This window comes from uncultured Gemella sp. (assembly GCF_963525165.1).
Lineage (GTDB): Bacteria > Bacillota > Bacilli > Staphylococcales > Gemellaceae > Gemella.
The window spans coordinates 1-12,527 of sequence record NZ_CAURJN010000007.1; the positions used below are offsets into that span (position 1 = coordinate 1).

At 32.1% G+C, this 12,527-nt stretch carries 9 protein-coding genes; all 9 read right to left on the bottom strand.

The window, feature by feature from the left end:
* On the bottom strand, positions 1-1,786 hold a 1,786-nt coding region (locus RWQ74_RS02220; protein WP_314396389.1), incomplete at its 3' end, for a G5 domain-containing protein.
* 190 nt (positions 1,787-1,976) lie between these two features.
* Positions 1,977-3,716 carry an ABC transporter ATP-binding protein gene (locus RWQ74_RS02225; protein WP_314396391.1) on the bottom strand — a complete coding sequence of 580 codons (1,740 nt, stop codon included), beginning with the start codon at positions 3,714-3,716 and terminating at the stop codon, positions 1,977-1,979.
* Positions 3,703-5,463 carry an ABC transporter transmembrane domain-containing protein gene (locus RWQ74_RS02230; RefSeq protein ID WP_314396393.1) on the bottom strand — a complete coding sequence of 587 codons (1,761 nt, stop codon included), beginning with the start codon at positions 5,461-5,463 and terminating at the stop codon, positions 3,703-3,705. The genes RWQ74_RS02225 and RWQ74_RS02230 overlap by 14 nt, the downstream gene beginning before the upstream one ends.
* Positions 5,464-6,210: an NAD-dependent protein deacylase gene (locus RWQ74_RS02235; protein WP_314396396.1), complete on the bottom strand. Its 747-nt coding sequence runs from the start codon at positions 6,208-6,210 to the stop codon at positions 5,464-5,466.
* Between the two features lie 82 nt (positions 6,211-6,292).
* Positions 6,293-8,857 carry a preprotein translocase subunit SecA gene (secA, locus tag RWQ74_RS02240; protein ID WP_314396399.1) on the bottom strand — a complete coding sequence of 855 codons (2,565 nt, stop codon included), beginning with the start codon at positions 8,855-8,857 and terminating at the stop codon, positions 6,293-6,295.
* Between the two features lie 236 nt (positions 8,858-9,093).
* On the bottom strand, positions 9,094-10,080 hold the full coding sequence (locus tag RWQ74_RS02245; protein ID WP_314396401.1) for a WYL domain-containing protein: 987 nt from the start codon (positions 10,078-10,080) through the stop codon (positions 9,094-9,096).
* 40 nt (positions 10,081-10,120) lie between these two features.
* The gene (locus RWQ74_RS02250; protein ID WP_314396403.1) at positions 10,121-10,456 is read right to left on the bottom strand and encodes an HIRAN domain-containing protein; all 336 of its coding nucleotides are present in this window, start codon (positions 10,454-10,456) and stop codon (positions 10,121-10,123) included.
* 274 nt (positions 10,457-10,730) lie between these two features.
* The gene (locus RWQ74_RS02255; protein WP_314396405.1) at positions 10,731-11,696 is read right to left on the bottom strand and encodes an LPXTG cell wall anchor domain-containing protein; all 966 of its coding nucleotides are present in this window, start codon (positions 11,694-11,696) and stop codon (positions 10,731-10,733) included.
* A 177-nt stretch (positions 11,697-11,873) separates the two neighbouring features.
* Entirely contained in the window at positions 11,874-12,470 is a 597-nt protein-coding gene (locus RWQ74_RS02260) for a recombinase family protein (RefSeq protein ID WP_314396407.1), read from the bottom strand.
* Positions 12,471-12,527 lie beyond the last annotated feature (57 nt).

Genomic DNA, 12,527 nt, shown 5'->3' on the forward strand with positions numbered 1-12,527 from the left:
CTGTGTACTCTTTCGGCGGTTCTACCTTCTCTGGCTCGACTATTGCTCCAGCTTGTACCCCTGTATACTCTTTCGGTGGTTCTACTTTTTCCGGCTCAACCAATGCTCCAGCTTGTACCCCTGTGTACTCTTTCGGTGCTTCGGCTTTCTCAGGTTCTACTATTGCTCCAGCTTGTACTCCTGTGTATTCTTTCGGCGGTTCTACCTTCTCTGGCTCGACTATTGCTCCAGCTTGTACTCCCGTATATTCTTTCGGTGGTTCTACCTTCTCGGGTTCTACTATTGCCCCAGCTTGTACCCCTGTGTATTGTTTCGGTGAATCTACCTTCTCTGGTTCAACTATCGCTCCAGCTTGTACTCCCGTATATTCTTTCGGTGGTTCTACCTTCTCGGGTTCTACTATTGCCCCAGCTTGTACCCCTGTGTATTGTTTCGGTGAATCTACCTTCTCTGGTTCAACTATCGCTCCAGCTTGTACTCCCGTATATTCTTTCGGTGGTTCTACCTTCTCGGGTTCGACTATTGCTCCGGCTTGTACCCCTGTATATTCTTTCGGGGAATCTACCTTCTCAGGTTCTACTATTGCTCCAGCTTGTACTCCTGTGTATTCTGGTTTAACTTCTACTGCAGGTTTTACTAATTTTTCTCCTTTAGCAACAGCGGTACTTTCTACTTTTTTAGTTCCTTTTTCGATTATTTCAGAAACTGGAGAGATAGTATTCGTTGAAACTAACTCTCTTGATATTTCTTTCCCTTCTACAGTAAATATTCTAACAACATCTATCTTTTTCCCTAGCTTACCGTGTTGTTTGATTCTTGTTGTTCCCTCGAGCAACTGATTATTGTTTTCTATAATTTGATTATACTGTATTGCGTTCTCTATTGTTTTATCTGAATATAGTAATTCAGGTCTAGTCAGTGTTCCAGCTAACACCTCATCTTGGGGATTCACAGTATTCACACCGTGTACTACTTTCTCTTCTTTTTTATTAGTATTTTCTATTACTTTTTTATCTGTATTATCTAAGCTTGCTTTATTTTCCTGTTTTTTACCAGTTACATTTACATCTGTAATTTCTTTTAATTGTGGTTGTTTTTTATTATTTTGTTGGGAATTAACATTTTCCCTCGCTTCTTCTTTTAATTTTTTAGTTTCATTTTTAATAAATCCAACAAAACTATATCCTGGAATTGCAGAAATCTCAGGCAATTTATCCCCAACTTTTAAATTATAATCCATGTTGTAGACTGACAACTGTAAGTCTTCCATGGCTCTTACAGGTAACTCTAGAGCAGTTGCTCCCATACTCGTAACCAATAATATTGATAATATTTTACGTGATTTATTTTTACCTTTCACCACCACAACAACTAGTAAACCTAACATACCTCCTAGGAGTATACTTCCTACCCCATAATTTAAGCCAGTATTAGGAAGTTTGTTTAGTTGTGTTGTTTTAGTCGGTTTAAATACTAAGTAATAAGTCTCTTCTGTACTACTCACCACATTAGGTACTTCTTTTTTTATTAATTCTTTTTCTTTATCTGTTAAATTATTTTCACCTACATACTTATAGTGAACAATTGCATTATCTGCAGCCTTTATTATATTACCGTCTCCATTCACAGTAGACACCAAGAAAAATGACCCTATCGTCATCGAACAAACACCAACAGTTAATTTTCTTAGTGAGAACTTATTATATTTTTCCCCTAGAAATTTTCTCAACTCTAATTCCTTCTTTCTTATAAATATTTCTTCGATAAATTTTCCGTTTTTTTTCACTCAATACATTAATTGTAAGCTTTTTCTATTCTAAATGCAAGAAAACTGGTATAAGTTTTATACTTTGATTTATTAGTATTTATTTTTAATATAAAAAATCACACAATATAATTAACACTTTAAATTTATGTCAACTAATATTCTCTAGAAAAAAAACTAGAAGCTACTTTATTCACTTCTAGTTTAAAATCTATTTATTTAACATACCTGCTTGAAGTTGGTACATTTTGTAATAATTACCTTTTAACGCTATCAACTCATCATGTGTTCCAGATTCAATAATTTCACCTTTATCTAACACGTAAATACAGTTAGAATCTTGAATCGTAGATAATCTATGAGCAATTGCTATTGTCGTTCTACCTTTTCTCATTTTTTCAAGAGAATGTTGAATTAACTCTTCTGTTTCAGAGTCGATATTTGCAGTAGCTTCATCAAGAATAAGTATCTTCGGCTTACTTGCTATAGTTCTAGCAAATGTTAACAGTTGTCTTTCTCCAGATGAAAATGTTGAACCTCTTTCTGTAACTACACTATCATACTTATCTTCTAATTTATCGATAAAGTTATGTGCATCAACAAATTTCGCCGCTTCAATAACATCTTCTCTTGTTAAACTTTCATTATACATCTTAATATTAGACTCTACTGTCCCATGATATAAGAATGGATCTTGAAGTACTAGTCCAACACTGTTTCTTAATTCCTTAGAACTGTAGTCTTTAATATTAACTCCATCAATTAAGATTTCTCCTCTATCATAATCATAAAATCTTAAGAATAGGTTCATAATAGAAGATTTACCAGAACCGGTAGCTCCTACAAACGCTATACTCTCTCCATTTTTAACACTAAACGATATATTTTTAAGAACATCACGTTTACCATCGTAAGAGAAGCTAACATTTTTGAACTCGATATCACCACGTGAAATTTTATAATCACTATCTTTTTGCTCTGGCTCATATTCTTCATTGTCTATTAGTGTGAAAACACGTCCTGCAGAAATTATAGAAGTTTGAAGAATTGAGAAGTTTTGCATAAGTTTAATTAATGGATTGAACAGCTGATTCGTATATTGAATAAACGCATAGATTATCCCAGCAGTAAAACCAGCACTTTCAAAACTTAGCCCAAAATACATTACGATAACACCATATGCTAGTACTTTAAATAAAGCCATAGCTGGTCTTAATAATAAACTATCAACCTTTAATGATTTAGTGTAATAACGAAGGTGTTCATTATTAACCTCTCCAAATTCATCAATTAGGCGTTTTTCCTGATTAAACGCTTGAATAATCTTCATACCTTCAATTGATTCAGATAATTTAGTATTCATTTCACTAATTTTCGCACGAGAAATTTCTACTAATCTACTAGAAAGCTTCTGGTAGAAGTATACCGAACCAACCATTACAGGGATAAATAGTATCATGTAGATTGTTAATTGCCAACTTAAAGCAAGCATCGCAGAAAGTGTTACTACAAACATAAGTAACGTATTTAAGAAACTTGAGAAAATTGTCCCAAACATATCCGCAACAGCCTGTGTATCATTAGTTAATCTAGATACTACAGAACCTACAGGAGTCTTATCAAAGTAAGACATCCCTAATTTTTGCAAGTTAGCAAAACTATCATTACGTAGATCTCTAACTATACTGTGAGCCACCTTTGCGAAGTAATACTCTCCTAAAAATGTAAACACAACTCTTAGGATAAACAATCCAAAATAAATTATTAGTATATATAATCCAGCTTTAGCAATATTTTTTGTAATATAATGATCAATATAATATTGAGCTAAAAGAGGAATTGCTGTTGCGACTATCGAAGTCATTAATATAAATAATAGTGCCAATATCGACAATCCTTTATAGCGCAACATATAACGCATTAATCTAAAAAACGTCTTACTTTTCGACATCTTCACTTCCTCCTTTCAAGCTTTCTTTCATTTGTTGACTTTCATATGTCTCTTTATACCAACCATTATTGGCGATTAGTTCGTCATGAGTTCCTTTTTCAATAATCGTGTTATCACCTAAAACAATTATTAAATCAGCTTCTACTACTGCAGAAAGTCTATGTGCAGTAATGATATTAGTTTGACCACTACGTTGTTCTTTTAAGTTCTCTAAAATAACATGTTCAGTCTTAGCATCAACCGCAGATAATGAATCATCAAGGATTAAAATTTCAGGATTAATAATCAAAGCACGGCTCATCGCTAAACGTTGTTTTTGACCACCTGAAAGACTAACACCTTTCTCACCAACAATCGTATCAAACTTCTCAGGCATCGCCATAATATCATCATACAGACCACAAATTTTTGTAATCTCTTCTACTTGTTTATCATCAATTAAAGGATTCGCAAAACGGATATTCTCTTTAATCGACATAGCAAATAGTACTTGATCTTGCGGTACATATCCAATAAGTTTTCTAAGGTCGTTAATACTATATTCAGCAATGCCCCTATTGTTAAGCATGATATTACCAGATTTAATATTAAACTCTCTTAATAATAGCCTTAATAATGTAGTTTTACCTGCTCCAGTAACCCCTACGATACCTAGTGTTTGACCTTTTTCAATAGCAAACTTAATATCTCTTAAGACGCTCTTACCTTCTTCAAATTCAAAGTTGTTGATATTATATTCAAGTCTACCATTTTCAGCCTTAACTTTACTATCTAAGTTAGTATTTACCTCATTAACTTCAGCTAATAAACTCTCAATACGTTTATAAGATACTTCACCACGTTGTGATATATTGTATAACCAACCAATTGCTTGAAGCGGCCATACTAACATATCAAGATACGTCACAAAAGTAACTAACTCCCCAACAGATAAATCACCATTTGAGATAAAAATTCCACCGAAGACAAGAGTAAGTGTGTAAGATAAACCAACGAAGATTAATACCATTGGATTAAATAATGAGTTATACTTAGCAGCGATAACATTCTTACCAAATACTTTGTTATTAACTTCTCTAAAACTCTTAATTTCATCATTACCATAACCAAATGATTTTGTAACCTTTATCCCAGAGGCACTTTCTTGAACCTTGTTATTTAAATCTGAAAAAGATTCTTGAGCTGCTTCAAAACTCTCATAGTTTTTATCCCCAATATAATTAGTAGCATATGCTAAAAATGGTAAAGGTATAATAGCTATAAGAGTTAACTTGAAATTAATTAAAAATATCATCGTAAATAATGTCACTAACGCTGTAATACTCGCATCAACGGCTGACATTACTCCTAAATCAGCAACCATTACTACTGAGTTTATATCATTCGTTGCATGCGCCATTAAGTCACCCGTACGGTATTTTTGGAAAAATGACGGAGACATCTTAGTAAAGTGTTCGAATAATCTTGACCTTAAGATTCTTCCTAAGTTATATGCTGCTCCAAAAATATAAACACGCCAAACATAACGTAGTGCGTACATCGCAAGGGCAGCTAACACAAGATAACCAATATTTAAGAATAACTCTCCATTAGTTAAATTTCCAGCCTCAATTTTATCAATAACAGTCCCAATAACTTTCGGTGGAATTAAGTTAAAAATACTTACTAATATAAGGGCAATTATTCCAATAAGATAACGTCTTTTTTCTAACTTCATAAACCAAGCTAATTTTCTAAATAAATACATCTACACATCACCTACCCTTTCTCCTAATATTGAAAATACTTCTCCGATTTTACCATTAATTACTAGATCAGCCATATTATCCTGAGGTGTAGACGTCTTATTAATAACAACTAAATACTTCCCTCTAAAATAATGTAGTAGATTTGCTGCTGGATAAACACTTAATGAAGTACCACCGATAATCAGTACATCAGCTTTTTCAATAAAGTCAATCGCAGCGTTAAATACCGTCATATCTAATTCTTCTTCATATAAAGTAACATACGGTTTTATTACTCCACCACATTTATCACAATTCGGTATTTCTTCTGTTTTAGCTAAAAAATCTTCTAAATTGTAAAAACTTTTACACTTAGTACAATAATTTGCATCTACACTTCCATGAAGTTTAAGAACATTTTTACTACCCGCTTGTTCATGTAAAGTGTCAATATTTTGTGTAATTATCGCTTTAATTTTCCCTTGCTTTTCCAAATCAGCTAAATAAAAATGAGCTCTATTTGGTTTAGCATCAGGATAAACTAAATGCTTCTTATAAAAATCAAAGAAATCTACAGGATACTTCACAAACATAGTTCTAGAAACGAGCTGTTCTGGAGTAAAATGACGATTAAGTTCCACACTAAATACACCATTTGCACTTCTAAAATCTGGAATATCAGATTCTGTAGAAACACCGGCTCCACCAAAAAAGACAATATTATCATTTAATTCTATTATTTCTTTTAGTTTATCTATATTATTCATAGTACTTGCCTCCTTATAAAATATTATAAAGCTATGAAAAGAAGGAAACCTATTTTCAAGTCTCCTTCTTTAATATTAACTATTAGTTAGTTTCTCTTTCTTTTTGAGCTTTTAACTCTTTAATACGTTGTTTACGTTCTTCAATACGAGCTTTTTTCTCTTCACGAGATGCACTCTTAATTGGACCGCGAGCGATATGTTCTTTACTATCGTTAGTTACAAGGTTAGTTGGTTCTTGTTTCATTTCGATTTCTTCATGACGTTCTACTCTAATACGCATTAAGTTAGTAACAACTTCTACTTGAATATCATCAATCATGTCCTCGAACATTTGGTAACCTTCTGTTTTATACTCACGAAGTGGATCAATTTGTCCATAAGAACGAAGGAAAATCCCTTTTCTAAGTTGATCCATTTGGTCAATGTGATCAGTCCATCTATCATCAATAGCGTTAAGAAGAATGTATCTCTCGAATGAATTCATAGTTTCATCACCAAGTAACTGACGTTTTTCAGCTAACTCTAGGTTAATTCTGTGTAAAACAAGCTCTCGAATTTCATCATCGCTCATTACATCAGAATACTCACTATCAGTAATAGGTTTTAGACCTAAGAATTTCTCATTTAGTGATTTGATAATTTCTTCTGTTTCTTCTTTTTCACTATGAGCTTCCATATTTTCTACAATATAAGCCATAGTTTTATCTACTGCATCCCCAATCATGTCTTGAATAATATCAGTAACAACTTCGTTCTCTAATACTTCATTTCTTTCAGCATACATGATTTCACGTTGTTTACGTAATACATCATCATATTGAAGTACTTGTTTACGTGAATCATAGTTATTACCTTCAACACGTTTTTGTGCACTTTCAACAGATCTACTTACCATTCTACTTTCAAGTGGCGTATCATCATCTTTCCCCATGATTTTTTGTAATCTGTCAGCTCCGAAACGAACCATAAGCTCATCTTCTAGCGATAGATAGAATCTACTGTAACCTGGGTCCCCTTGACGTCCTGAACGACCACGTAGCTGATTATCGATACGACGTGATTCATGACGCTCTGTACCAATAACGGCAAGACCACCTAACTCACGAACACCTTCTCCAAGTTTAATATCCGTACCACGACCTGCCATGTTCGTCGCGATAGTTACCGAACCACGTTGTCCGGCTTGTTTAATAATTTCAGCTTCACTTTCATTTTGTTTAGCGTTAAGTACTTTATGAGGAACACCGTATTTATATAATAATTTAGATACTAATTCACTCGTTTCAATTGAAACTGTACCTAAAAGAACTGGTTGTCCGTTGTCATAACGTTCTTTTACCTCTTGTGCTACCGCATTAAACTTAGCTTCCATATTTGAGTAAATATAGTCTGGCGCATCAATCCTTTGGATTGGTCTGTTCGTAGGAATTGTTGTAACAAACATATTATAAATGTTTCTAAATTCCTCTTCCTCTGTTTTACCAGTACCTGTCATACCACTAAGTTTTTTATACATTCTGAAGAAGTTTTGGAATGTAATAGTCGCCATTGTTTTACTTTCTTTCTGGATTGGCACACCTTCTTTAGCTTCGATAGCTTGGTGTAATCCTTCAGAGAAACGACGTCCAGGCATTGTACGACCAGTAAATTGGTCAACAATTAAAATCTCCCCGTCTTCAGCAACCACGTAGTCAACATCTAGCGACATTGTATAGTTAGCTTTTAACGCCTGGTTAATATGGTGCGTTAAATCAACATTTTTTAACTCATAAAGATTGTTTAGTCCAAAATAACTTTCTGCTTTATCAATACCATTTTCAGAAAGTTGAATAGATTTAGTTTTAATATCTAAAGTATAGTCTCCATCACTTCCATCTTCTTCCTCTGCTTTTTTCAGAGTTTTAACGAAGGCATTTGCAACTTGATATAATGAAGTTGATTCTTGACCTTCACCAGAGATAATAAGTGGTGTACGTGCTTCATCGATAAGTACTGAGTCAACCTCATCGATTACAGCATAGTTTAATGGGCGTTGAACACGTGCTTCAACTGTTTTAACCATGTTATCTCTTAAATAGTCAAATCCTAACTCATTGTTTGTTGAGTATGTGATATCAGCATTATATGCAGCTCTTTTTTCTTCAGAGTTTAGAGAGTTTAAGTTAAGACCTACAGAAAGTCCCATGTAGTTATAGAAAACTCCCATCTCTTGAGCATCACGTTGTGATAAGTATTCATTAACTGTAACAACGTGTACACCTTCACCTGCTAATGCGTTTAGGTATACTGGCATTGTCGCAGTAAGAGTTTTACCTTCCCCTGTTCTCATCTCCGCGATATCACCACGGTGAAGTGCGATACCACCCATGATTTGAACTTTATATGGTTTCATTCCTAGAGAACGTAATGCCCCTTCACGAGCTGCAGCGAACGCATCTACTAAAATTTTATCTAATATATCCGGTGTATCTTTACCTTTTTCTTTTTGTTCTTGAATATAAGCTTTAAATTCTTCTGTTTTATTTACTAATTCTTCATCGCTAAGATTTGAATATTCTTCATCTTTAGCTAATACTTTGTCAGCTAATTTTGATAAACTTTTTACTTCTCTTTTATTAGCATCAAATATTTTTCCTAAAATAGCCATTAACATTTTCCTTCCGACATATTTTTCTATTAAATGATTTTATAATCATCTTATAATTCATCATTTAATTATAACATTCATTTTCTATTAAAGCAACCACATTACAACGATTTTAAGTTGATATTAAGTAGGCATCATATCTGACTAAGAAAGCTAAATGAATTTATATATTTTTTGATTTTAAATAAGCAAAAATTCTAGTAGAACTCCCTCTTAAAATCCTACTAGAATATTTTTTATTTATATTTTTTTAGTAAACTCTCTACTTCCCTCACATATAAGTCTTGAACATTTTGAGGCGCTAATATTTCAATATCACTACCTAAAGAGAAAATCCAACCTAAGAAATGACTACTACACATGACTTCTACAGAAGTTTGATAAGAATCATCTTTTTTGTGAATAATAATATCTTTACCGAATCTATCGACAATTGCTCCAATTAACGATTCTTTAAACTCCAAAGTCACCCTTTCTAAAGTTCCACCATACATACCGAAGATTTTCTTCGAATAACTCGATATATCTTCTTTTTGGAACTTATCATGACCTAATCTATCATTCTCAGCAATAACAACGTTTCTCATCTTATCAACACGATAATTTTTTATTAAATCTGTCTTAGCATCATAGGCAACCATATAATAATTCTCATCATTCCAAACTAGAGCGAATGGACTTACATTATAAACTTCACCATTTTTTCTATCAATCATCTGTTTCTTATAATTCCATTGCCAATAATTAAAATTAATTTGCTTATTTTCTGCAATTGCATTATGAATAGCATCGACATTATAATAAATATTTTCATTTATATATTTATTCTCCTCGAAAGAATATACCTGCCTTTGAATTTTTTGTGCCTGTTGTTTACTCGCTAATTTCTTAAGTTTTAGTATTAAATCGCGAGATTTTTTCGCGGTTAGGAATTTACTTGCCTGAATAACATCAATCAGCATCTTAACCTCTGCAAGCTCAAATTCTCTTTCTACTAAAGCATAAGTATTTTCACGACCATTTTTTTCCACCACGATATTAAATCCATAATCTTGTAATAATTCTATATCTTTGTATAAAGTTTTTCTCTCTACAACTATTTCATTTTTTAAAAGTAAGTTTGTTAACTCTTTTACACTTAAATAAGTATTTTCATCGCTATAGTCTCTTAATATTTCTAATAAGTACAATAGCTTTAATTTTTGATATCTTCCTTTTTCCATAAATTTTTCTCCTTATATACACTTATGTATATAATAACAACTATTTACGAATTTTTCTATTACTTTTATGTATTTTTACATCTTTGTTAACAACTTCTGCGATTACAGAACCACCAGTAACAAAACATACCCTAACAAAGAACTTATCTCCTACTTTATCATAGATTCTTCCTGCACTTTTTGTACCTTTTGCCACAGTACGACTTGAATTAGCTACGTATCCAACCTTACCAAAAGTTTTCATCATAACTTTTATCGCTTCTTCATCATAATCGTTATCAAACTCTTTTTCACAGCTTATAACATCTCCTACTCTAAAAACTGTTGTTCCAAAATAATGTTGCATTCCTGTAATTGTAATATAATCTTTTTCCATTTTTAATCACCTCTTCGTTTTGTGATTTAATTATAACAAGACATCTGTCCATTTTTTTGGACTTATAATATTTTTTATAAAAAACATAAAAATAAGAGCCTAAAAATATTTTTTCTTAAAAACTTTATTTTTATATAGCTCTTATTTTTTTATTTAGCAGAGTCACTCAAATATAAATCTCATAGTTTTTATAAATTTATATTAAATTTATATTTTAAACTTAACAATATCTCCTAAAAATTACTAATAAATAAAACATAATGATATATATTATTTATCCTTGTTTACGTTTCACAGCAAAACTAATTCCTAGACCCGCCATAATTACACCTATCAATAATAATGAAGATGTTGTTTCTCCAGTTCTTGGTAGAACACTCTTTGTTTCTTTCTTCCCTAAATCACCTTCTGATTTATTTATTGATTTGTTAATTTTATCTTCTTTTAATTTTGTATCAAGCTTATTTTTATCTTCTAATGATTTACTTGGTTTGTTACCTTCTTCTATTGGTTTTATTGTTCCTGATGGTGCGTTACCTTCTTCCGTTGGCTTTATTGTTCCTGATGGTGTATTACCTTCTTCTTTTGGCTTTATTGTTCCTGATGGTACGTTACTTTCTTCTTTTGGCTTTATTGTTCCTGATGGTGCGTTACCTTCTTCTTTTGGCTTTATTGTTCCTGATGGTGCGTTACCCTCTTCTTTTGGCTTTATTGTTTCTGATGGTACGTTACCTTCTTCTTTTGGCTTTATTGTTCCTGATGGTGTATTACCTTCTTCTTTTGGCTTTATTGTTCCTGATGGTACGTTACTTTCTTCTTTTGGCTTTATTGTTCCTGATAGATTATTTCCAGTAATTGTAACATCAGCTACAGCAATTAGTTTATTAGCTAATGCTTCCGCTTCCGATTTTGAAAATGTTTCAGAATTATACGATAAATTCGTTATAAGAACATACCCCTTTTCAATATTTGGAAAATCTAATGGAACAATTGAAGTTCGATAAGAGCTATTATTTAAAAGTGATTCCAACGTATTATCTACGAAGTCCTTAGCATCTTCAAAAGTTTTAAATGGATTTGTAACAATTTCTAATTCCCCTCTAGTATCATTACCTGATTCCTGAGTTATTGAAGATGCAAAAGCATCAACTGAAGTTAGAACTGAAGTAGCTCCAATAGCTGTACATACCGCAGTAGAGAGTGCTAAAAGTTTAATTGATTTAGTTTTTTTTGATTTCATTTGAAATTTCCTCCTAGTATTTTTGAAATAGTGTTTTTGTCCAAAAAAGCAGACTTTTTTGGACAAATTTGATAAAATAACAACTAAGAAATATTCAATGAAGTAATATACGTTTAGACAGACATTGAATGTAACAAATTATATATCCAATGTCTGTCTAAAAAAGTCTACATTTATTTACGATTTTTCCACTCTTTTTAACCAATTATGAAATGTACTTTTTGAAACTCCGAATAACTTTGCTCCCTCTCTTATAGTTAACATGTTACGTTTATAACATTCTACAGCAACCAAAAATTCATCTGGTATTTTTATTTGAGGACGCCCGAATCTTTTTCCTCGCTTTTTAGCCTCATGTATCCCTTCCATCTGTCGTTGTTTGATTTGTTCTCGTTCCATCTGCGATACGTATGAAAGAACTTGTAAAACTAAATCCGAAATAAGTTTTCCTGTTATAGTATCAATATTATTTCTAGTATTTAACAAAGGGAAATCTAAAACAACAAGATGAACCTTCTTAACTTTTGTAAGTAATTTCCACTGTTCTAAAATATCATCGTAATTTCGACCTAATCTATCAATAGATTTAATTACCAAGTCATCATCTTCTTGCAAAATTGTTAATAAACGTTGATATTCAATTCGATTAAAATTTTTCCCTGAAGCTCTGTCTATAAAAATTTGTTCTTTTGAAATATTTTCTAATGATAATGCAGTCAGTTGTCTATCTATATTTTGTTCTTTTGTCGATACTCGTATATAACCATAACGCATAAATAATCCCACCTATCTTTTTATTTTCATTTTACAACTTACCTATAAAAAAAGAAA